A 21,987-nucleotide genomic window follows, 5' to 3' on the forward strand; every position below is an offset into this window, starting at 1 on the left:
TTTGCTCACTACTGGAAGGCTGAGACACACTTGTCGCCAGCTTTCCGAAACCCTTGAATACACACCCAACCCGAACCATAGACGTCTAGCGTTGCGTTCTGAGGCATTTGGACGGGCAGACATTGATTGCCGGACTTATAGTAGCCACGCTGGCATACCCAACCAGACCCGTAGACATCGAGCGTTGCATACCGTGGCATCTGGACGGTTAGGCACTCATTGCCGGATTTATAGTACCCGCGCTGGCACACCCAACCAGACCCATAGACGTCTATCGTTGCGTACCGTGGCATCTGGACAGGTTGACACTCATTGCCGGCTCTGTTGAAGCCGCGATTGCAATCCCATCCGTTACCGAGATAGTTCAAATGGGCATTCTGTGGAATACCGCCTCTATTTGGACTCGTTGATTCCTGACGCGATGAGGTGCGTGCGGGCGGCGTATATGTGGGAGGTGCAACCGCAACCGAAGATGCAGGTGTTTGTGCTTCTTGCCGCCCGGCTTGACTACTCGCCGTCAGGAGTTGAAGTAGGGCAGCCGTGGCATTGCCATCTGCCACCAAGCCGTTATCCAGCTGGAACGCCAATATCGCCGAACGGGTTCGTCGCCCCATTAAACCGTCAGCGATGCCAGCTTCGTAGCCGAGTTCATTGAGCTTGCGCTGGATCGCCTGCACAGTCGCACCCGGTGCAGGACGTTCCGGCGCTGGCGCTGGTGTCGAAAGTGAGCCAATGGACGCACGAGCAAATCTGCTTCGGCCTTCGGACTGAAACAGACTGCGGTACGGCTCGATTTCCCGCCTCGCACCTTCCAGCGCACCACTACGATAACGGAAGTTCCCGCAGCGGCTGTTGTAGTCGGCCACCATCGCGTTGAAGCGATCGACGTCGTAGTCGCTGTAGGTGTTGAGTGCGGACTTCGCGGCATCCATGCGGATGTCTTCCGCCAAGCAGTACCGAATTTGCTCATTTGAGAACACGAGATTCCGCCCGACGGGCGGCTTTGACTCGGTCGGACGCGAAGGCGCTTGTGGTTGCAGTGGTGCCGGCGCTGGTGCTGGCGGTACATAGCTAGGCGCGGCGCTCCGCGCGGGCGGGAAGTAGGCGGGAACCGGAGAAGTCTTGGTGGTCTTGTTGGACTGGCCGATCAGCCAGAACACACCGATGATCGCGACGATGCCCAACACCCACTTGCCACCAGACGAGCCGCCAGAGGAAGGCTGCGCAGGTTCTTGATAAGTTTTGCGCTGTTGGCTCGTTGGCGGCCGCGGTTGGGTGGGCTGCGAAGCCGCATGCCCGGCGCTCAGCGCGGCGGCAGCAGGCTCTTTCTTGGGGGAAGGCGGTGTTGGCGTCGTGTCCACGTCGGACACGAGCGAAGAGAGGCCAGCAAAACCTTTGCCTTCTCCCTTCTTCGGTTCACCTTCTCCCCCCGTCACTACCATCCCCCTTAAATGAATCCGATGCGCCGTTTGGTCTCACCACCCTCGCGCTCCCGTGCCGGTGACGACTTCAATGCGGCCAATAGGCTGTTCTGATCCAGTTTTTCCTTGCCGGATCGCGCGGCCAACCGCGCGCCTTCGCGCACCATAAAGGAGACGTCGGACAGCGGTCTGCCCGCCAGTTCCTTCGCCAGCGGCGTGGCATCCACGTCTGATTCCTTCGGCAAGGAGGACAGCAGCTTGTCCAGCAACGACTGCACTTCAACCTCGCTGGCGAAATCCACTTTGATGACCTGATCGAAGCGCCCACGGCGCTGGATGGCCGGGTCGATCATGTCGATACGGTTGGTCATGGCGATGATCAGCACATCGCTCTTAACCGCCTCCGGAATGCGGCGCAGGAACTCGGCCACTTCCTCGACACGGTGGTGACCTGATCCCATCTCGCGGTCAGCAAGGAAAGCCTCCATCTCGTCAATCACCAGAACAGATGGCGCGTTCTCCATCGCCTTGTCGAACACCTGCGCAACCTTCTTGCTGGTCTCGTGGATGTAGGGACTGGCGACGCTGGAAGCGTCGATCTGGAAACTCGGCCAGCCAAGGAAGTCCACCAGCCGGTCGACCGCGAAGGTTTTGCCACAACCGGGAGGGCCATGCAGGATCACCGCCGATGGGAACGCTATGCCGAGCGCCTTGTAGCGGTCGCGGTGCAGGATGATGTCGACGATGTGTTCGTTGAAGAAGGCAGCCAGTTCGGGACGTCCGGCGAGTTCGAAGGCCTTGTTGGGTTCCGGCACGGCGCGTTTGAGTTGATCCACCTGCTCGGCGACGGGCGTGACTTCCGTCTTTTCGGCAGGGGACGCAGGCTTGCGCTCCAGCGGGATGATTTCCGCGACTTCGAAGCCCGCCGCCTGCACGACATCCTTCAAATGTCCCGCGCCAAGCCAGCTCATGGACTGACGCAACCGACGAAAGGATGTGGCCGGAATGTTCGTGCCGCCCGTCAGCCAGTAGCCGAGCACGACATCATCGCCGGTGCTGGAACTGATGCTGTAAGTCGGCAGCAGCCGGGTGATCTTCTCGACATATAGCGCGTCTTGCAGCGGCGACTCCGCATCGATGTCGCGCGTTGCCTTCAACGCCAACGCAAAGGACAGGGCCTCCGATTTATTGTCGGGAGACTTTCCCTCGCCGACCGGGCAGAGCGCCTGGCTTGGCGCGCTGGAGATTAACCGAAGCTGGCGGTCGCCAAACTGCGCGGTGTCCAAGGTTCCGTTTTCAATCAGCCCCGCATCCAGCCAATGCTGTGCCAGCGTATCCAACACGACGAGCGCACGACCGCCACCCATCGTTTCGTAGATCTGCCAGTCCACACCCTCGAACAGCGCAGCACGAACTTTCGCACCGTCTGGCAGCTTGAATCCTATGGGAAGCCATGCGTCGAGGGCCATGAAATCAACTCCGAACGATATTGGCACCGGCCATCATGTCATCGTCGCCCGCAGAGCCGACTTGGATCGAGAAGAGTCGGCCAACCACTGTGCGCAACTTGTCGATGTCGTTGGCCTTAATGGCCTCGGTTCCGACCGCCACAAGCTGTTCATGTTCTCTGGCATCAGAAAAAAGATAGCTCGCTTGGGCCAGACGCTTGAAGTGGTCGATCACGAACCAATCCTGACGCCACAAGATCATGAAGTTGCGGCTGCGCAGATCGTCCAGGTGGGACTCGAAGTCGCTGCTGTTGTTTTCAAGCGCGCGCTGTGCCGTCTTGGCCAAGTTGTCGAACGACGACGCCTCGGTGGGGCGAGCGTGCTGGCGTACGACCTTCTCGAAGAAATCGACCGCCCTATCCAGTTCGAGTTGGCGGATGTCCTTCAGGTGCTCTTTGCGGGTCAACGCGAGCAGGCGCTTGGCCTCCTGCACGTTGTCCATTGCCTGTTTCGCTGTTTCCGGATCAGCTTCGCCCGACTCAATAGTGCTGGCGTGCTCCAGTTTTTCGCGGGCCTGCTCCAAGCGCGGGTCGTCCACTTTGGATGCCATTTCTTCGAGGCGCTCCATCGTGTGCTCCGACTGCTCCTGAATATTTCTTGCCTGATTGGAGTAGTCGAGCTTGCCTTCTTGGCTGGAGTAGAAGTTGCGACCGCTTTCGAATGAACCGCTGATGGAGGGAACTGAAACCTCCAACTTGATGTTGCCAGAGTCGAGCACTTCGAACTCGCAGACCATCTCCGCGCCTGCGGCGATGACGCCATCGTCGAAGTCCGTGCCCTTGATCTCGAACATGCCAATGAAACGGTTATCGTTGATGGCGTCGGAAATTTCACCTTCCCACAGTTTGAACTTGATCGAACCGGCGCTGCCGGCCTTGAGCGACTCGCCCGCCTTGAACGATTTCTTGCCCTTTTTAGGCAACTGGTCACCTTCACGCACGAGGTAGTCCAGTACCAAGCGCCCGCCAACCTTGTCGCGAGCTTCCACGCCGATGGAGTGGGACGCGGGAATGGCGTCGATACTGGCGGCGGTGCGGGCGATGACGATTTTGTCTTCGCCCAGAGCAATGGAAGCGCCGTTCGCGTCGAACACGAACACCTTGAAGATGTTGTCGCCGGGTTTGGTCAGGCTGAGTTCGACGCTCGCGCCGTCCTTCAGTGCGACACGCCCCGACGACCAGCCTGTGTCAAGGCTGTCGATCTGGAACTCGATGCCAGCGGGCGCACGCGATAATTTGGCGACGATCTTGGCCTTGTGCTCCGGCGTGCGAGCGATGTAGTTGAATGAAAGGTCGAGCGCGCCACCGGTGCTGAGTGCCCCACGGGAACTCTTGCGCCCACGGCTCTGCGACGCCCAATCGATGGACTCGGCAAACACTGCCGCACCTTCGGCAACGGCGGTCATCGGGTTCACGTCGGTGGACGGCGCGATGCCAAGCTCGAATGCCACCTTATCACGCAGGTTTTTATACTGTGCAGGCCCGCCTACAAAGACAATCCGCTCCACGTCGTGTGAACTCAGACCAGCCTTTTCGATGCTCTCGCGGGTGGCCTGAATGGACTCGTCCACCTTGGCGGCAATCAAATCGTCATAAAGGCTCCGGGTGATCGGAATGTCGAGGTAGATTTCTTCACCAGCTTGATCACGTACACCAAGCTCATTCTCAGCAAGGCTAATGACGGACTCTTCACTCTGCGATAGTGCAATCTTCGCCTTCTCAGCCGCCCAGGTCGCAATGGTGCGCAAGGATTTGTACTGGGAATTGGAGGCCAAATCTTCTGGCAAATCGAAGTTTTCGAGCAGCCACGGTTTGACGACATTGTCGAACAGAATGCGGTCGAAGTCGCGCCCACCGCACATAGCAATGCCACCATGAGCAAGCAGATTCACGCGGCCACCGATACTCTCGGCAATGGCCACATCCAGCGTGCCACCGCCAATGTCGTACACGACAAAAATGCCGTCGTTCTTGCGCTGGCGCATGACACTCATCACCGCAGCAACCGGCTCTTGCATCAACGCAACCCGCCCGAGCCCGGCTGCATCGGCGGCAGCCATCGTGGCGTCCTTCTGCATTTGGTTGAACGCGGCCGGAACGGTGATGACGGTGCCGGTGTCACCATCGGTGCGAAGTTCTTCCGGCAAATAACCAAAGAGTGCGCGCAGTACCTCCGCAGAACATTCCTCCGGGGTCATGATTAGATTGACGGCGGGCAACTTTACGGGAGTGCTCGTGCCCATGAGTCGCTTGAACAGCGTGGCAGCATTCTCCGGACTACGTGCAGCATTGTTATAAGCGCGTGAGCCTAAGTACTTGTTGCCCCGACGATCAATAAAAATTGCGGACGGCGTGACGTCGTGCTGCTCAGGGCTTTTATAAAGCCGGATATTTTCTCCATCCCACGAAGCGATGGCACTATTAGTCGTGCCCAGATCGATGCCTACGTATTTCATGCTTTCACCTTCCTGAGCATTACCGTGCCTTCTTTACGCAAGCCATTCGGCCCCATAATGATTGGTTCCAGCATCTGATCGACGAGTAGCGTGTCGTCTGGGCCGAAGTCACCCAAGTTCAAGGCAGAAGCCGCCATCCCTGCGTCGTAGAGCTGCCCCTCGACGTTGACCAGCTTCAGACCGTTCGAGTCCAGGCTGTCCTCGACCTTCTTCTGGAAGTAGCGGATCTGGTTGATGTAGCGACCTGACTCGCCTGCGTCGAGCTTGCCGACCACTTTTCCGAACAGGCGCGAAAAGCGCCAGCTCTCGACAGCGATGTCGATCAGCGATTGCTCCATCCGTTCAGCGCCTTCGGTCTGCTGAGTCATCAAGCCCTCCTGTGAGTTACGTCTTATCGGCTTTGCCGCCTTCTTGCTGCCGTTGAATCCATTGTTTGATCTCAGCCCTGGAGAATCGCCACGTTCCGCCAACTTTGAACGCGGGAATCTGCTTGGCCGCCGCCAGCCTGTATATCGTTCGTTCCGTAACTTTCAGGAGCTCTGCTACCTGCTTGATGGTAAGGAACTCGTCGTCGTTGCTTGTAGGCATGGCGGCGCCTGCTCTGCTGTGTGTCAAATTAGTTCATAATAGTACAAAATTTTCAAGGATGCGCTCCTTGCATATTGTTCAATAAGAGAAAAATTCAGGAGATTCAGAGAAACTTGAACGGCCGCTACCAAACGGAGAGCCGACATGGGCAAGAAGAGCACTGAAGACGCGATTGCAGATAGCCGAGCCGGTCGCGTAATGCGCGTTGGCTCCGTGGCCGAGCTGTTGGTCGAGCTGAACGCGGACGATGTGCTGGCCGAGGCCACAGCCGCCGGTGGCTATCCACTATCACCGGCACAGCGCGAATGGGTTGATGTCCCGGCAGTCGGCCGCGAATTGTTGGTCGAGGACTTGCAAAGCGCGGAAGCCATACATGCGTATCTGGCCCACGCTGAGGCCACTGGTGACGTGGCCTATATTGAGCACCCCGTGAAATCGCGGCCCACGCGAAGATCAGATACGGGATTGAATAGCAAAAAGCGGCCACCTGGCTGCCGCCGTAGTTACTGCCGGGCTGGGTAAGACGGTAAGAATAACAATCTTCATATTATTCTTACCTGTTCCGCCGGACTACGCTTGGGGCAAAGACCGGCCCCGCCAGGAGACGCCAAAAGGAAGCGATCAACCCAACTGCACATCAAGCTGTTCTTTCAAGAATTGCTCAGTTACGGGCTCGGTGTCTCGCCAAGCATACGTGAACCGCACAGGCCATACCTTCTCCACAGATTGAATCAGGTTCTTCGCAGAATACCGGATGCGAATGCGGCCGACAGGATTATCCGCGTATACCACAGGCACAGACAACGCCACTAAAACTTCCTCCTTATGTATCTGATGCCGGAAATCGGCGCAAACGCCCTCAAGGCGCGGACTAGACACGTTGGAACTGTCGAACTGCCAATGGAAGTCGCGGGGCAGTATATTGGGAGGATTGTCCATACCTCTAAAGCGATGAATATCTGAAAGCGGTGTGTTGTAACTTTTGCTCAGATCGCCAAAATCCATCAGATAACGCATTCGAGGAGGCCGTGGCAGTTCAAATTTGTACTCTTGCAAGAATCGGGTCAAGCCATCCGGGCTAACCAAACGAATGCTTCCTTCCGCGAAGATTTCCACCACAAGAGATTCCGCGCTTTCCGACCCAAGGTTCTGGAACGTCAGATTCAGCGGAAAAACGCTATTTTCAAGATTGAGGACGTTCGGATGGCGTTCCAATTTATCTCGAACCGTAGCCACCCATTTAGCACGTTCACGCTCATACGTTTCTCGATCGGCTTCGCGGGTGACCGTTATACGGCCGGCTATTCGTGATGCTTCGTCCGGGTGCCGAGCAGTCAACGCTCGCATGGCTCGCATCAGAAATTGCGCAGATAGCGATGTGTAGCGGACGAGATTTCCCTCGATACGCTTAACACTCTCGCCTGCATGTAATACCTGCACAACGACGTCAGGCTTCCGCTGCCTAATGGTCATGAGTTCTTCTCTAAGGCTTGCAATCTCCTTGTCCTTAGCATCGCGCTCCGGTGCCAGACGCCACGAATCGGGAAGTAACACAACGGACAATCCCTGCCGTCGTGCGGTGAGCATTGGCAAGCTATCGTGGGTAAGCAAGGAAAGGCCTCCCACAAGGGTGTCGCAAGCCAAAGCCTCCCCGACAATTCTACCGTCCGCTGTACTGGTGTCCCAAGAATCGCGTTTAGATTGATCGCCGGACAGAGCAGGCGCCAAGCGATACGTGACGCGTGGGCTCTTCTCACGAACTTGTAGCTCTTCGCTCTCTCCCACAATGAGCGGACGACACAGTTGCAATACCCGGCGGGATCGTTGCGCGCGTCGTTCGTTTCCGCCATTCTTGTGATTGTCCAGCTCCCTCAAAACCTCAGAAAGCACGATGAGTTCGATATCAGCGGCTTCCGTCAAGTCCAACCACGGCAAATCTTCGGCCGGTTTGAATTGAAGGAAGAAGTTGGTATCTGGTGCGTAGCGTTGCATAGGACTATTTCGGGAACACGCCAGGAGGTCCTGAGCGACTTATCGACGCGATGATGTATGAATATACGACACAATCAAACCATTGATCTTGACCAATTCTACCGCCTCGGCTCAAGCATTCTTTCGCGCGTCCAGATAACAAGATCAAATATTTCAATGCGCAAACTATCGCTTATTTAGACACATTCGCGCTCCTCTGACTGAAAGCGACCACGAGGCTGACCATTGCGCTGGCTTGTCGGAATGCTGAAGAACAGCCAAGCGTGTTCACACCATACTAATTCTTGATCGCGTTTCTTGGACAGACTTCCGCTAGAACGCTGCTGCTTGACTATCGCAAAATCTGGCAACCATAAAGTTATTTTCTAACGGCGTTCTATGCAAGCCCTCGAAGATTGAAGCGACCTGGACCGCAAGTTCAATAGGGACAATCCGATATTCAATGGAACTCATGTTAAAGATCTTCCAGCACATAAAGGGACTAGCGGTATTCACAGATTCGTTCTTCCCCGTGGTGCAGTCGAATTCGGAGTCAAGGGCCCAACAAAAAAAGGCGCCGAAGCGCCTTTTCCGTTCACCGCGTGACAACCAAGGGAATCACTCCCACTCAATCGTCGCAGGCGGCTTGCTCGAAACGTCGTACACCACCCGGTTGATCCCCCGCACCTCATTGATAATCCGCGAAGAAACCCGAGCCAGCAGCGGATGCGGCAACGGCGCCCAATCCGCCGTCATGAAATCAAACGTCTGCACCGCACGCAAGGCCACGACATATTCATACGTCCGCCCATCCCCCATCACACCCACCGACTTCACCGGCAGGAAAACCGCAAACGCTTGCGACGTCAGCTCATACCAGGTCAAGCCACTAGCTTCATCCTTGGTATTACGCAGCTCTTCAATGAAGATCGCATCCGCGCGGCGCAGCAGTTCGGCGTATTCGTGCTTCACTTCGCCCAGGATGCGCACGCCCAGGCCGGGGCCGGGGAACGGGTGGCGGTAGACCATCTGCGGCGGCAGGCCCAGGGCCACGCCGAGTTCGCGGACTTCGTCCTTGAACAGTTCGCGCAGGGGCTCCAGCAGTTGCAGGTTCAGCGTGTCCGGCAGGCCGCCCACGTTGTGGTGCGACTTGATGGAGGTGGCCTTGCCCGTCTTGGCGCCGGCCGATTCGATGACGTCGGGGTAGATGGTGCCCTGGGCCAGCCACTTGGCGCTCTTTTGCTTGCCGGCCTGTTCCTGGAACACTTCGACGAATTCGCGGCCGATGATCTTGCGCTTGGCTTCGGGATCGGCCACGCCGGACAGCTTGCCCATGAACTGGGCGGTGGCGTCGACGTGGATGATCTTCACGCCCATGTTTTCGGCGAAGGTCTGCATGACCTGCTTGCCTTCGTCCAGGCGCAAGAGGCCGTGGTCGACGAAGACGCAGGTGAGCTGGTCGCCGATGGCCTTGTGGATCAGCGCGGCGGCAACCGACGAGTCCACGCCGCCGGACAGGCCGAGGATGACTTCGTCGGCGCCGACCTGTTCGCGGATGCGGGCGACGGCTTCGGCCACGTAGTCGGGCATGTTCCAGTCGCCTTCGCAGCCGCAGATCTCGTTCACGAAGCGGGCCAGCATGGCCTTGCCCTGGACGGTGTGCGTGACTTCGGGGTGGAACTGGACGGCGTAGAAGTTGCGGTCTTCGTCGGCCATGCCGGCGATCGGGCAGGACGGCGTGGAGGCCATGAGCTTGAAGCCCGGGGGCAGTTCGGTGACCTTGTCGCCGTGGCTCATCCAGACCTTGAGCATGCCGTGGCCTTCCGGCGTGGCGAAGTCTTCCAGGCCTTCCAGCAGCTTGGTGTGGCCGTGGGCGCGGACTTCGGCGTAGCCGAATTCGCGGTGGTCGGAGAAGCTGACCACGCCGCCCAATTGCTGCGCCATGGACTGCATGCCGTAGCAGATGCCCAGCACGGGCACGCCCAGTTCGAATACGGCGTGCGGCACGCGCATGGAACCTTCTTCGTAGGCGGAAGCGTGGCTGCCCGACAGGATGATGCCCTTCAGGCCTTGCGCCATCTGTTCACGCACGAAGGCGTCGTCGACGTCGCCCGGATGCACTTCGGAATAGACGCCGGCTTCGCGGACGCGGCGGGCGATCAGTTGGGTGACTTGCGAACCGTAGTCGAGAATGAGGATGCGCTGGTGCATGGAGACTCTACCGGTAATGAATGAAATCGCAGTAAATAAAACCGCACCGGCAGAACCGCTGGTTCATTTGCGGTTCTGCCGGTGCGTGATGCATGACATTGTAGTTGACTGTACGGATCAGTCGGCGCGGTAGTTGGGCGCTTCCTTGGTGATCTGTACGTCGTGCACGTGGGACTCGCGCACGCCCGCAGAGGTGATTTCCACGAATTCGGCCTTGGTGCGCATGTCGTCGATGGTGGCGGCGCCACAGTAGCCCATCGAGGCGCGGATGCCGCCGACCAGTTGGTAAATGATGGCCAGCACGCTGCCCTTGTAGGGGACGCGGCCTTCGATGCCTTCGGGGACCAGTTTGTCGGCGTTGTTGGACGGGTCCTGGAAGTAGCGGTCGGCCGAGCCGTCGGTCATGGCACCCAGGCTGCCCATGCCGCGGTACGACTTGTACGAACGCCCCTGGAACAGCACGACTTCGCCCGGCGCTTCTTCGGTGCCGGCGAACATGCCGCCCATCATGCAGGCGAACGCGCCGGCGGCCAGCGCCTTGGCGACGTCGCCCGAATAGCGGATGCCGCCGTCGGCGATCAGCGGCACGCCCGTGCCTTCCAGCGCCTTGGCGACTTCGGAGATGGCATGGATCTGCGGCACGCCCACGCCGGCCACGATGCGGGTGGTGCAGATGGAGCCGGGGCCGATGCCAACCTTCACGCCGTCGGCGCCGTACTCGACCAGCGCACGCGCGGCGGCGGCGGTGGCGATGTTGCCGCCGATGACTTCGACCTTGGGATAGTTCTGCTTGACCCAGCGCACGCCTTCCAGCACGCCCTTGGAGTGGCCGTGGGCGGTGTCGACGATCAGCACGTCAACGCCCGCGGCAACCAGCTTCTCGACGCGTTCTTCGGTGCCGGCGCCCACGCCCACCGCGGCGCCCACGCGCAGTTGGCCCTGGCCGTCCTTGCTGGCCATGGGGTGCTCGGTGTTCTTGACGATGTCCTTGACCGTGGCCAGGCCGCGCAGTTCGAAGCCGTCGTTCACGATCAGCACGCGCTCCAGGCGGTGCTTGTGCATCAGGGCCTGCGCCTCGTCCAGCGTGGCGCCTTCCTTCATGGTGACCAGGCGTTCCTGCGGCGTCATGATGTTGCGCAGGGGCTGGTCCAGGTTTTCTTCGAAGCGCAGGTCGCGGTTGGTGACGATGCCGACCAGCTTGCGCCCTTCCACCACCGGCAGGCCCGAGATGCCATGCTGGCGCTGCAACGCGATGGCGTCGCGCACTTTCATCTGGGGGGTGACGGTGACCGGGTCGATCACGATGCCGAATTCGTGGCGCTTGACGCGGGCCACTTCACGGGCCTGGGCGTCGGCGGACAGATTCTTGTGAATGATCCCGATGCCGCCCTCTTGCGCCATGGCGATGGCCAGGCGCGATTCGGTGACGGTGTCCATGGCGGCGGACACGAGCGGGATGTTCAGATTGATATTGCGAGTAAGGCGCGTAGCCAGGGAAGTGTCGCGAGGCAGGACCTCGGAATACGCAGGCACCAGCAACACATCGTCGAAGGTGAGCGCTTTTTGTACGAGACGCATGGGTAACTCCGGGCGCAAAGCAAGATTATACGCCGCCTGTGTGTTTTGCCTAGGTGTTCACCCTAGGTACGCGGGGATATTTCTGCGGCGTTGGGCGCCTGGAACAGCGTCTGTTTATTTTTACCCGGACATATTGACTCCAATTTTTACCCGGATCATAATTCGCTCATCAATTTTTCCCGGATAAAAACATGACCGACATCCCCATGCCCCGCCCCGCCGATCCGCATACCGCTTTCGCGGGCCACTGCATGCTTGCCGCCGGCGCGCTGGCCGACGTAGCGCTGGCCGTCAAACGAGCGATGGCCGTCGGCGACGACGCCGCCATCCTGGTGTTCGACGACCTGTCGGGCAAGCAGGTGGACCTGGACCTGAGCGGCGACGACGCCAGCATCGCCGAACGTCATCGCCCGCGCGCCGAGGCCGCGCCGCCCGAGCCCGCAACCGGCGCCGACGCCGCCGACGAAGCACAGCCGCGCGGCCGGGGCCGGCCCAGGCTGGGCGTGGTGGCGCGTGAAGTGACGCTTCTACCCCGCCACTGGGACTGGCTGGGCGCGCAGCCCGGCGGCGCGTCGGTGGCGCTGCGCAAGCTGGTGGAACAGGCGCGCCGCGACAACGAGGCGCGGGACCGGCGGCGCGACCGCCAGGAAGCCGCCTACCGCTTCATGTCCAGCATGGCGGGCAACCTGCCCGGCTTCGAGGAAGCGACTCGGGCGCTCTATGCGGAAGACCGGGAGCGTTTCGCCCGGCACGTCGCGGACTGGCCGCAGGACGTGCGCGGCTACGCCACGGGCCTGGCGTGGGCCTCGCCCTCCGACGAGGCCGCAAACTGAGGGCGCTGGCGCGACACCGGGCTCAGCGCAGCATGGGCCACAGCGTCAGCGCCAGCAGCGCGCCCATGCCGATATTGAAGCCCTTCAGACGTCCGGGCCGCGCAAGAAACCCCCGCAGCCCCACGCCGAAGCCCGCCCACACGGACACGGCGGGCAGGTTCACCAGCGCGAATACGGCGCACATCCAGGCAAGCGACACCCAGGGCGCGGCGGCATCCATATAGACCGCCACGGCCGCCAGCGCCACGATCCAGGCCTTGGGGTTGACCCATTGGAACAAGGCCGACTCCATGAAACTGAGGGGCCGGGCCGATGCGGCCGGGTCCGAGGCGATCGAGCGCGACAGCGCGATGCGCCACGCGAGGTACAGCAGATAGGCCGCGCCGATGATCTTCAGCCCCAGGGACAGGGCCGGCCAGGCTTCGAACAGCGCGCCCAGTCCCAGCCCCACGCCCAGCAGCAGCGATGTGAAACCGACCGTGATGCCCAGCACCTGGGGCAGCGTCCTGGCAAAGCCGAAGTTGGCGCCGGAGGTCATCAACATGACGTTGCTGGGGCCGGGCGAGATGGAAGTCACCAAGGCGAACGTAGCCAAAGCGAGCAGGTTTTCGACGGACAAGATGCGGCTCCCGGCGCGCGGCGCGCCCTGTTCCCGATGAAAGACAGCCGCATTGTGGGCCGGCGCCGGCGTTATTAATATTGGCGCTATTGACATCTTCGATAGCGTTCTTGCCATGAAAATGCAGATCCTCGCCCTGGACGGCGTGTTCGATACCGGCTTGTCCGCCATCCTGGACGTGTTCGCGACGGCCAACGAGCTGGCGCCCATGCTGCCGGCCCGCATTCCGCCGTTCGAGACACGCATCGTGGGCATGCGCCGCAAGGTGCGCACGTCCCAGGGGTTCGGCGTGCCGGTCTCGGGCGATCCCGATCCGGCCGACCCGGACTGGATCGTAATTCCCGCCATCGGCTACAAGATGCCCGAGACGCTGCTGCCGGCGCTGTCGCGCCCCGACGTGCGCGACAGCGGCAGGATGCTGCGGGAACGCGCGCCCGCCGGCAACACCGCCGCCGCCTGCATCGGCACCTTCGTGCTGGCGGAATCGGGCCTGCTGGACGGCCAGAAGGCCACCACCACCTGGTGGCTGGCGCCGCTGTTCCGGCAGCGCTACCCGGCGGTGGAACTGGAGGACAGCCGCATGCTGGTCCGCTCGTCGGCGTTCCTGACGGCCGGCGCGGCGCTGAGCCACATGGACATGGCGCTGTGGCTGGTGCGCCAGGCCAGCCCCGAACTCGCCTCGCTGGTGGCGCGCTATCTGATCGTGGACCAGCGGCCCGCGCAATCCGCCTACGCGCTGTCCGACCATCTGGCGCATGCCGATCCGCTGGTCCAGGCGTTCGAGCGCTGGGCGCGGGAACACCTCGCGCAAGGGTTCTCGCTGGATGCGGCCGCGCAGGACCTGGGCGCCAGCAAGCGCACGCTGGCGCGCCGCACGCAGCAGGTGCTGGGCAAGAGCCCGCTGTCGTTCTTCCAGGATCTGCGGGTCGAACGCGCGGCCCATCTGCTGAAGACCAGCAGCCTGTCGCTGGAACAGATCGCCGCGCAGGTCGGGTACGCAGACGGCGTCACCCTGCGCAACCTGCTGCGGCGGCGCCTGGGACACGGCGTGCGCCAATTGCGCTGATGCGCTTTAATCGGAACTGGCGGGCGCCTTTCGCGCACCGCGCATTCCACACGGTGCATCATGGCCATCGCGAAGAACTTCCTGCTCTACGACGGAGACTGCCCCTTCTGCTCGAACTACGTGCAGATGCTGCAATTGCAAAAGGCCGTGGGCCCGGTCGACCTGCTGAACATGCGCGACCATCCCGACCTGGCGGTGGCCTACAAGGCGCAGGGATACGACCTGAACCAGGGCATGCTGCTGCACCTGAACGGACAGGATTTTTTCGGCGCGGACTGCATCAACCGGCTGGCGCTGATCAGCACCGGCAACGACCTGTTCAACAGCGTCAACGCCGCCATCTTCCGCAATCCCTGCCTGTCGACCGCCCTGTACCCCTTCATGCGCACGGGCAGGAGCCTGGCGCTGACCTTGCTGGGCAAGAAGAAAATGCAGGTGTAGCACCGCGTCCTTCCCGGCCCGCCTTGCTTGAGAAACGCGGGCGGCGGGCGTAACGTGGGAATGGCGGCATAAGCCGCGGCACCTGGATAGGTACGCATCATGACGTCCCACACCCCCCACCACCCCAACCCGGCCCATGCCGCGCCCGATTCCGGCACGCCGGCGCCCCCGCGCGCCGAAAAGGAACGGGTAAAGTCGGACCAGCAGCATGAGCAGGCCCGGCGCAAGGCGCTGGTCGAATCGCGGCACAAGGAAAACGTCCATAGCGTCGCCGCGCCGCGCTACCACGGACACCGCGGCGGATGAGCGCCCGGCGCATGGTTTCCCCCTGCTGGCGGCGTCGCCAGATTCCGTAACGTCTTGGAAAAATATCGAACTGCAATAAGTCCCCGAAAAGCGGACCATCTCGCGTTGGACGCCGGACCAGGCCGAAAGCACTGGTCCGCGTCCCGATATATCGCCCTGTATGGTCTTTGCACAATAAAGGATGCTTATCGTGACTTCGATCGGAAAGACCGCTGCCGCCTGCGCCCTTGGCGCCTGCCTGGCGCTTGCCGCCGCCGGACAGGCCGCCTTTGCCCAGGCCGACGCCCCCACGCCCTTGGCGACCGGCATGATCGACACCGGCAGCGCCGAGGGCCAGGTGATCGAAGCGGTGCGCAATGGCGACATCCTGTCCATCAAGATACGGTTCAAGCCCATCGTGCCGGGCAAGACGGAGATGGTCTACACGTCGATCTCGAAGAACGACTACGAGAACAGTTTCTACGTCGTCGCCGGCAACAAGAAATACCTGCTGCTGAAAGACAGCAACGACAAGCCGCTGACCAATCCCAAACTGGTCATCCGGACCTCGAAAGAGGCCCCCATCGCCGGCTCCTGGCAGGGCAAGTTCCCCGCGCCGCCCAAAGACATCGCCGAAGTCTCCCTGACGATCCCGGGCGTCGAAACCTTCGACGCCATCAAGATTTCCGACCGCTGACCATGGCCGGCCACCCGGGCGCGTCGACGCTGCTGGCCGCGACTTTGCTGGCCGCCGCCAGCGGCTCTTTTGCGCAAGAACCGCCCTACAAGGCCGAGATCCTGGATCTCCGGGCGACGGTCCTGGACCTGAAGGGCTTTCCTTCCGACACCGGCGGCGGCGTGTCCGACCTGACCGCCCGGGTGGACGGGCTGGCGGCCCGCCACGAAGGGCTGTCGGTGCGGCAGGACAAGAATGCCGTGACCGTGTCGATGCTGGGCGACGTGCTGTTCGACTTCGACAAGGCCGCCATCCTGCCCGCCGCCGAGCCGACGCTGAACGACATCGCCGGCCTCATCCAGTCCGGCTCCGCCGGCACCGTCGCCATCGAGGGGCACACCGACTCGAAGGGGTCGGCGTCCTACAACAAGGAACTGTCGCTGCGGCGCGCCAAGGCGGTGGCGCAATGGCTGGCGGGCCACGGCGTGGACCCGGCGCGGCTGTCCACGAAAGGCCTGGGCGATGCCAGGCCGGTCCAGCCGAACAAGCTGGCCAACGGCGCGGACAATCCGCAGGGCCGCGCCCAGAACCGGCGCGTGGAATTCGTGCTGCCCAAACGCTGAGCGCGGCGCGCGCCGTCGGGCCTGGACGGCCTCAGCGGGCCGCCCCCGGCGGTTCATCCGCCGCGGCCAGCGCGACGTCCATGTCGATCAGCACCGGCGCGTCGCGCGGCAGTTCCCGCACGCCGATGACCGAACGCGGATGCTGTCCGGCCGCGCCGAACACGGCGGCAAGCAGTTCCGATCCGGCATCCGCGATGGCGGATAGCCGCGTGCTCTTGCGCTGGCCCACCTGGAAGAAATAGTTGACGCGCAATATCTGCGTCACGTCATCCAGGCCGCCCCGCGCGCTGTGCGCCACCCAGGACAGGGCGTGCAGCACGCACAGGCGCACGGCCTCGCGCGCCTGTGCTTCCGATACCTGCTCGCCCACCGCGCCCAGCACGAACAGGCGGTCCGGACCGAGCTTCGGGATCTGGCCGGCCACGTGCACCGTGTCGCCGTGGCGCAGCGCCGGCAAATAGGCGTAATGCGTCGGCATGGGCGCGGGCAGCGCCAGCCCCAGCGCCTTCAGGCGCGATTCCGCGTCGGCCATGATCGTCCTCTAGAGTTTGCCGGGCAGGAAATCGACCTGCTTGGCAAGGGTGGCCCAGCGCGTGCTCTCGCTGGCGACGAAACCGGCGAACGCCTCGGCCGAACCGCCCTTGGTGCTTACCCCCTGCTCCTTCAATCGCGTCGCCACTTCCGGCGATTGCAGCGCCTGGTTGAACGCTTCGTTGAGCTTTTTGATGACTGGCGCCGGCGTGCCGGCGGGCGCGACGATGCCCTGCCAGGACGTGATGTCCAGGTCTGCCAGGCCGACCTCCTTGTAGCTGGGGATATCGGGCGCGGACTCGATCCGGACGGGCGACGTGACCGCCAGGGCGCGCAGCTTCCCCGCCTGCACGTGCGGCAGCAGCGTGATCACGGGGTCCAGGATCAGGCTGATGTGCCCGCCCAGCAGATCGTTGATGGCGGGCGCGCTGCCCTTGTAGGGGATATGGGCCATGCGGATGCCCGCCCGCTGCTTGAAGAGTTCGCCCGCCAGGAAAGTGGAGCTGGACGCGGATCCGAACGTCAGCGCGTCCGGCTTGCCACGGGCATAGGCGATGAAGTCCTTCATCGTCTTGGCGGGCACCGAGTGGCCGGTCGCGATGATGTAAGGCTGGTCGGCCAGCAGGATCACGGGCGCGAAATCGCGCGCGGCGGAATACGGCAGGCTGGCGTACTGCAATTCGTTGATCGACATGATGGGCAGGTTCGCCATCAGCAGCGTGTAGCCGTCCGCCGGCGCCCTGGCGACGTATTCGGCCCCGATGATGCCGCTGGCGCCAGGCTTGTTCACCACGAGTACCGGCTGCTTGATTTCCTGGCCCAGCTTTTGCGCCACGGTGCGCACGACCAGGTCAGCCACGCCTCCCGGCGGGAACGGCACGACGATCTGGAGGCTCTTGCTGGGAAATTCCTGCGCGCTGGCGTGCCCGTTCCATAGGGCGCCCATGGCCAGGGCGGCGGACGCGAAAAGGCGGACGGTTTTCTTCATGTAGGTGCTCCGGGGTTGCGGCCCATGGTGAATGACGAATCGCCCGGCGCAGCCGCCGGGCCAAAGCTCTGGTCGAAAAAGCGCATCCAGTTCTCGCCCATGATCAGCGCCGCTTCGCGCGGCGAGAACCCCTGGGCGCGCAGCCCTTGCTCGATGTTGCCGAAGTCCCGGCTGTCCTGGAACCACCCGGGCTGAGGCGGAAACCCCGGCTGCGCCGCGGACCCCTCGCCGTAGTCCACGCCCTTGGTGTAACGGCCCGTGCGCATCCACTGGACCACCGAATCCGGCTGGTCCTGGCACAGGTCCGACCCCAGGCCCAGATGCTCGACGCCAATGAGTTCGGCGGTGCGCGCCACCATGGCACAGAAGTCGTCCAGGGTGCAGGCCGATTTGTTTTTCAGATGGTGGGGATAGAGCGAAAAGCCGAACATGCCGCCCGCGGACGCCAGCGCCTTCAGCACCGTGTCCGATTTGTTGCGCAGCGCCGGGGCCCATGAATGCGGATTGGCATGGCTGATGGTGATGGGGCGCGCGGACAAGTCGATTGCCTCCAGCGTGGAGCGTTCCCCCGAATGGCTCATGTCGATGACCAACCCGACCCGGTTCATCTCCTTGATCACTTCCCGTCCCATGCGGGTGATGCCGCTGTCGACCGACTCGTAACAGCCCGAGGCCAGCAGGGACTGGTTGTTGTAGCTCAACTGCATGAAGCGCACGCCCAGGGTGTGCACCACCTCGACCAGGCCGATGTCGTCCTCGATGGACGACGGATTCTGCAGGCCGAAGAGAATGGCCGTGCGGCCATCCTGGCGCGCCCGCCTGACGTCGTCGCCGCTGCGCGCGTGCACGATCAGCTCCGGATAGCGCTCGAACCAGGTGTTCCAGCGTTCGATATTGAGGATGGTCTCGCGCAGGTTCTCGTGATAGGCGATGGTGACGTGGACCGCGTCCACGCCCCCTTCGCGCAACTGGCGGAATATTTTTTCGGACCAGTTGCTGTACTGCAGACCGTCCACGCGTAAGGCGCTTGCGCTCATTGCTGCTTCCTTGAATGGGATGAGCGCTACTGTAGATATCCGGCCAGAATTCAGTCAAACTAAAATTATTGTCATCTATTCAATATTTTCTTAATCGTGAAGCTCGAACATTTACGCATGTTCCTGGCCGTCGTCGACGCGGGAGAACTGGCCCAGGCGGGGGACCGCGTCGGCCGCACGCCCGCGGCGCTTTCCATGACCTTGAAACAACTGGAGTCCGAACTGGGCGGGCCGCTATTCGAAGGCGAACGGAAGATCCGGCTCTCTCCCCTGGGCCTCTACGTCCGCGCCCAGGCGCAGCGCGCCATCGCCGAGTTCGACACGGCCGTGGCCCACATGGTGCGCTACGCCAGCGGCGCCCTGGGCACGGCCAAGGTGGCCGCCGTGCCTTCCGCGGCCACGCGGCTGTTGCCACGGGTCATCGGCCTGATGCGCCGGCAGTACCCGCAGGTCAGGGTGGACCTGCGAGATATCGACTCCGCCGCGGTGGGCAAGGCGGTGGCCGCCGGAGAGGTCGACTTCGGCGTTGCCACGCTGCCGGCGCCCCTGCCCGGCATCGTGACCGAACCCTTGTTCGAAGACCGTTTCGTGCTGGTGTGCCCGGCCGGCCACAGCTTGACGGAACTTGGACGCGACGCGCGCTGGAGCGATATCGATGCCGCGGAGTTCATCGCGAACGGCTTGTGCGCCCGGTTCGATTCCCCCGAAGTGAGGGCATTGGTCGAGGCGTCGCTGCTGACGGTACGCAACACCACTTCCCTGCTGACCTTTGTTGAACAGGGCTTTGGCGTCACCATCCTGCCTGCGCTGGCGGTCACGGCCAGCGCAAAATTGGCGGTTATGCCCCTGGCCGACCAAAGCGCCGTCCGCAGCCTGGAAGTGCTGACTCGCGGCGGCGAAACCCTCAGCCCGGCCTCGCAAGCGCTGCTGGGGCTCACGCGCAGCGTGGCCGCCGAGCTGGCATTGACCTGGTCATGACTTTTTCAGGACGCCCATGAAATTCGACATCTACGGCAGATTTCAACTGGACATCCACCGCGAAGGCGGGGCGTGGGCGGCGTACCGTCCTGTTGCGGGAAAACGCGTCCCCGCTTCGGACCTGGCCATTCCCCCGGAAGTGTCCGCCGACGAGCTGGCGGAATACCTGGACGACATCTATCACGAGCTGGCCGGCCCCGGCGACCGGATTTCGCGCATCGGGTAGCGCAAGCGCCCTATTCTTCTTCACCGTAGCCGAAAGGCCACCGGCGCTTGTTCGGCTCGGGCGCGGGTTGCTGACTGTGCATGACGGGCTCCTGAGTATCGATGGCCGAATACTACCGGCATCCGTCGAATCGAACTGCAAAGGTTCGCAAAGGTCGCGGCAATCGTGCCGAAGCAGCCCCATCCGTGTTTCTAACACAAGGCGGCCCCAGCCCGCATCGGGGCTAGAACGTATGCCATTTCAGGGGCTGGCGCGTAGGATTGGAACGAAGCGCTGCATGGGGAGAACATCATGTCTGGTTCCAACTGGATATGTGGCACCGAGCCGCCGCATCGTCAGGGGTTCTACGAAACCGAATTCAATACGGGAGAAACCGAAGTCACGATGTATTCCGTATTGGGTTGGATGCCGCCCGCGCACCGGGGGTACGTCGTCAGATGGCGTTGGCTTGAACCCGCGGTGGAGCAGGCGGAGATCGAACGGTATCTGTATTACCGGCGCGAAGGGCGGGGCCATTCGTGAGTGGGATGCACGCGCTCGATCCATTTCAGCCGACGCTTGATGGCAATGCGAGCTGTGGCCCCCGGCTCCGATGCCTGGATAAACCCCATTAAAGCGAACTACGGCGAAAGAGCTAGAGTCCGAATCCACACCACCTCCTAGAATCGAAAATAGAAAAATTCAATTCGATTCGCGGGAGGGTTCATGAGTTACAAATCAGCAATTAAGCTCACGTCCATGATCGTGGGTTTCGGAACAATCACAGCTTGCACCCATCCGCCCCCAAACCTTCAAACCAGACTGGTAGACACATGGGGAAAGCGACTATACCCGACCACGAATATGGATGCCGTATACCCTCCTCGGGGAGGCATTTTTCCTGGTGACGTAGTCGCTCTTTGCAGCGGTCCAGTGGAAAACCCCGCCGTTCCGCAACAGCCGAGCAAAGAAAAGCCGCAAGCCATTTCCAGCGCAGAAGGGGCGGCTGGCGGCCGGCTGCGATTCGATCCAGTGATAATGGGTAGATTTTCGACCTTCAATGAATTTATCTACGAAGATCTTCGCGACCGGCCACACTTCAAACAGTCCGCACCATCGCCCAACAACAGAATGTCAATCAGTTTCGGCAGTCGGGAGATAGCGCTCCCGACCGTCGCGTTCCCGACATCGTCATTCGTGAGTCAGTCGAACATCGACGTGGGGCTGACTGGTACCGTCGATGCCGTAAAAGGAGGGGTTGGGGCAAGCCGCAGCAATACAGCGTACTACATACTCTCCATTCCCAATGCTGGTTTGCTAGCCCTGCCTTACCCACTCGCCCGAGCAGCAATTTCCCAATCGCTCGCAAAGGATCCCCAAAATGCGAAGATGATTGAAGACTCGTTCAAAGCACTCAAGGGCCAGGATTGGAACTGCGAGCTCGGTCTATTCGCCGTATGGAAGGTCTATTACGCCAGAGAAATGGTGTACTCGTATGGCGAGACTCTTGCACAAGCGTTCTCAGCGCAAGCGCAGGTTTTCATTCCAGAAGGAACCCGCAGTTCGGCCACGAATGAACAAATAAAGTCTGCCGTACCCAAGCCCGCCACCGCTGACGGAAAACAGGCATCAACTACGTCGGACGATCCAATGACTGGAATCATCACAGCGGTTTCGACCAGCCGCTCGGCAAGTGCAAATGCCGCCATGAGCTCATCCGATCTTGGTGTTCAGGGCGGGCGCGTAGCCGTATCAAACGCGTACGATCAGGGCGTTGCTTTCAGATATAAGTATGAGGAACCACTTGCCATCGCAGTCTCGTACATAAAACTCAATGTAGGAAAAAATGATCGCATAAGCTCGCTCGAAATAACTCCCCCGACAGGCAATTCCACCAGCACCCTTAAACACGAAATGGACGTTAACGGAGACATCCTCGACCAGGATATCTTCAAAAAGTCGCCATGAAATTC

At 61.4% G+C, this 21,987-nt stretch carries 23 protein-coding genes; 11 read left to right on the top strand and 12 right to left on the bottom strand.

What is annotated here, in order from left to right:
• Nucleotides 1-8: 8 nt before the first annotated feature.
• Genes WHX56_RS22080 through WHX56_RS22100 form a run of 5 tightly spaced genes read right to left on the bottom strand, consistent with a single transcriptional unit; the run spans nucleotide 9 to nucleotide 5,972 of the window.
• Nucleotides 9-1,436, bottom strand: a complete 1,428-nt coding sequence (locus WHX56_RS22080; protein ID WP_338879010.1) for a peptidoglycan-binding domain-containing protein — start codon at nucleotides 1,434-1,436, stop codon at nucleotides 9-11.
• An 11-nt stretch (nucleotides 1,437-1,447) separates the two neighbouring features.
• On the bottom strand, nucleotides 1,448-2,890 hold the full coding sequence (locus WHX56_RS22085) for an ATP-binding protein (RefSeq protein WP_338879011.1): 1,443 nt from the start codon (nucleotides 2,888-2,890) through the stop codon (nucleotides 1,448-1,450).
• 4 nt (nucleotides 2,891-2,894) lie between these two features.
• Nucleotides 2,895-5,384 (bottom strand): Hsp70 family protein, encoded by a 2,490-nt coding sequence (locus WHX56_RS22090; RefSeq protein ID WP_338879012.1) that lies wholly within the window; start codon nucleotides 5,382-5,384, stop codon nucleotides 2,895-2,897.
• Entirely contained in the window at nucleotides 5,381-5,752 is a 372-nt protein-coding gene (locus tag WHX56_RS22095) for a hypothetical protein (RefSeq protein WP_338879013.1), read from the bottom strand. The genes WHX56_RS22090 and WHX56_RS22095 overlap by 4 nt, the downstream gene beginning before the upstream one ends.
• 16 nt (nucleotides 5,753-5,768) lie before the next feature.
• A complete protein-coding gene (locus WHX56_RS22100) occupies nucleotides 5,769-5,972 on the bottom strand; it encodes a helix-turn-helix domain-containing protein (protein WP_338879014.1) in 204 nt (67 codons plus the stop codon).
• 144 nt (nucleotides 5,973-6,116) lie between these two features.
• On the opposite strand from WHX56_RS22100, the gene WHX56_RS22105 reads away from it, so the two are divergent.
• Nucleotides 6,117-6,494, top strand: coding sequence for a hypothetical protein (locus WHX56_RS22105; RefSeq protein WP_338879015.1), 378 nt, complete (start codon nucleotides 6,117-6,119; stop codon nucleotides 6,492-6,494).
• A 99-nt stretch (nucleotides 6,495-6,593) separates the two neighbouring features.
• On the opposite strand, the gene WHX56_RS22110 is transcribed toward WHX56_RS22105, so the two are convergent.
• From WHX56_RS22110 to guaB, 3 genes are all read right to left on the bottom strand, one after another.
• Complete coding sequence (locus WHX56_RS22110; protein ID WP_338879016.1) at nucleotides 6,594-7,964, bottom strand: PIN domain-containing protein; 1,371 nt, start codon at nucleotides 7,962-7,964, stop codon at nucleotides 6,594-6,596.
• Between the two features lie 597 nt (nucleotides 7,965-8,561).
• The gene (gene guaA / locus WHX56_RS22115; RefSeq protein ID WP_338879017.1) at nucleotides 8,562-10,154 is read right to left on the bottom strand and encodes a glutamine-hydrolyzing GMP synthase; all 1,593 of its coding nucleotides are present in this window, start codon (nucleotides 10,152-10,154) and stop codon (nucleotides 8,562-8,564) included.
• Nucleotides 10,155-10,271: 117 nt separating this feature from the next.
• A complete protein-coding gene (guaB, locus tag WHX56_RS22120) occupies nucleotides 10,272-11,732 on the bottom strand; it encodes an IMP dehydrogenase (protein WP_129242480.1) in 1,461 nt (486 codons plus the stop codon).
• A gap of 206 nt (nucleotides 11,733-11,938) precedes the next feature.
• Here guaB and WHX56_RS22125 point away from each other — a divergent pair, with 206 nt between their 5' ends.
• Complete coding sequence (locus WHX56_RS22125) at nucleotides 11,939-12,565, top strand: DUF2239 family protein (protein WP_422393669.1); 627 nt, start codon at nucleotides 11,939-11,941, stop codon at nucleotides 12,563-12,565.
• Nucleotides 12,566-12,587: 22 nt separating this feature from the next.
• Here the strand turns inward: WHX56_RS22125 and WHX56_RS22130 are convergent, their stop codons facing one another.
• Complete coding sequence (locus tag WHX56_RS22130; RefSeq protein ID WP_338879019.1) at nucleotides 12,588-13,184, bottom strand: LysE family translocator; 597 nt, start codon at nucleotides 13,182-13,184, stop codon at nucleotides 12,588-12,590.
• A 115-nt stretch (nucleotides 13,185-13,299) separates the two neighbouring features.
• Here WHX56_RS22130 and WHX56_RS22135 point away from each other — a divergent pair, with 115 nt between their 5' ends.
• The 5 genes from WHX56_RS22135 to WHX56_RS22155 all read left to right on the top strand — a co-directional run bounded on the left by WHX56_RS22135 (nucleotide 13,300) and on the right by WHX56_RS22155 (nucleotide 16,275).
• On the top strand, nucleotides 13,300-14,250 hold the full coding sequence (locus tag WHX56_RS22135) for a GlxA family transcriptional regulator (protein WP_129242477.1): 951 nt from the start codon (nucleotides 13,300-13,302) through the stop codon (nucleotides 14,248-14,250).
• 60 nt (nucleotides 14,251-14,310) lie between these two features.
• The gene (locus WHX56_RS22140; RefSeq protein WP_129242476.1) at nucleotides 14,311-14,691 is read left to right on the top strand and encodes a DCC1-like thiol-disulfide oxidoreductase family protein; all 381 of its coding nucleotides are present in this window, start codon (nucleotides 14,311-14,313) and stop codon (nucleotides 14,689-14,691) included.
• A gap of 99 nt (nucleotides 14,692-14,790) precedes the next feature.
• Nucleotides 14,791-14,997 (top strand): hypothetical protein, encoded by a 207-nt coding sequence (locus WHX56_RS22145; protein ID WP_338879020.1) that lies wholly within the window; start codon nucleotides 14,791-14,793, stop codon nucleotides 14,995-14,997.
• A 181-nt stretch (nucleotides 14,998-15,178) separates the two neighbouring features.
• The gene (locus WHX56_RS22150; RefSeq protein ID WP_338879021.1) at nucleotides 15,179-15,673 is read left to right on the top strand and encodes a hypothetical protein; all 495 of its coding nucleotides are present in this window, start codon (nucleotides 15,179-15,181) and stop codon (nucleotides 15,671-15,673) included.
• A gap of 2 nt (nucleotides 15,674-15,675) precedes the next feature.
• Nucleotides 15,676-16,275 (top strand): OmpA family protein, encoded by a 600-nt coding sequence (locus WHX56_RS22155; RefSeq protein WP_338879023.1) that lies wholly within the window; start codon nucleotides 15,676-15,678, stop codon nucleotides 16,273-16,275.
• Nucleotides 16,276-16,306: 31 nt separating this feature from the next.
• Here WHX56_RS22155 and WHX56_RS22160 read toward each other — a convergent pair whose 3' ends face one another.
• The 3 genes from WHX56_RS22160 to WHX56_RS22170 are packed head-to-tail and all read right to left on the bottom strand — an operon-like array spanning nucleotide 16,307 to nucleotide 18,831.
• Complete coding sequence (locus tag WHX56_RS22160; protein ID WP_129242473.1) at nucleotides 16,307-16,807, bottom strand: RidA family protein; 501 nt, start codon at nucleotides 16,805-16,807, stop codon at nucleotides 16,307-16,309.
• 9 nt (nucleotides 16,808-16,816) lie between these two features.
• Nucleotides 16,817-17,794 (bottom strand): Bug family tripartite tricarboxylate transporter substrate binding protein, encoded by a 978-nt coding sequence (locus WHX56_RS22165; RefSeq protein ID WP_129242472.1) that lies wholly within the window; start codon nucleotides 17,792-17,794, stop codon nucleotides 16,817-16,819.
• The gene (locus WHX56_RS22170; RefSeq protein WP_338879024.1) at nucleotides 17,791-18,831 is read right to left on the bottom strand and encodes a membrane dipeptidase; all 1,041 of its coding nucleotides are present in this window, start codon (nucleotides 18,829-18,831) and stop codon (nucleotides 17,791-17,793) included. Before WHX56_RS22170 ends, WHX56_RS22165 begins: the two co-directional genes overlap by 4 nt.
• A 96-nt stretch (nucleotides 18,832-18,927) precedes the next feature.
• Here WHX56_RS22170 and WHX56_RS22175 point away from each other — a divergent pair, with 96 nt between their 5' ends.
• From WHX56_RS22175 to WHX56_RS22190, 4 genes are all read left to right on the top strand, one after another.
• Nucleotides 18,928-19,809: a LysR family transcriptional regulator gene (locus tag WHX56_RS22175; protein WP_165360244.1), complete on the top strand. Its 882-nt coding sequence runs from the start codon at nucleotides 18,928-18,930 to the stop codon at nucleotides 19,807-19,809.
• Nucleotides 19,810-19,825: 16 nt separating this feature from the next.
• Nucleotides 19,826-20,035 carry a DUF7661 family protein gene (locus WHX56_RS22180; RefSeq protein WP_129242469.1) on the top strand — a complete coding sequence of 70 codons (210 nt, stop codon included), beginning with the start codon at nucleotides 19,826-19,828 and terminating at the stop codon, nucleotides 20,033-20,035.
• A gap of 291 nt (nucleotides 20,036-20,326) precedes the next feature.
• A complete protein-coding gene (locus WHX56_RS22185; RefSeq protein ID WP_129242468.1) occupies nucleotides 20,327-20,557 on the top strand; it encodes a hypothetical protein in 231 nt (76 codons plus the stop codon).
• Nucleotides 20,558-20,947: 390 nt separating this feature from the next.
• Nucleotides 20,948-21,982 (top strand): hypothetical protein, encoded by a 1,035-nt coding sequence (locus WHX56_RS22190; RefSeq protein WP_129242467.1) that lies wholly within the window; start codon nucleotides 20,948-20,950, stop codon nucleotides 21,980-21,982.
• Nucleotides 21,983-21,987 lie beyond the last annotated feature (5 nt).

Origin of the sequence: Achromobacter veterisilvae (genome assembly GCF_037619525.1) — a bacterium.
GTDB classification, from domain to species: Bacteria; Pseudomonadota; Gammaproteobacteria; order Burkholderiales; family Burkholderiaceae_B; genus Achromobacter; species Achromobacter veterisilvae.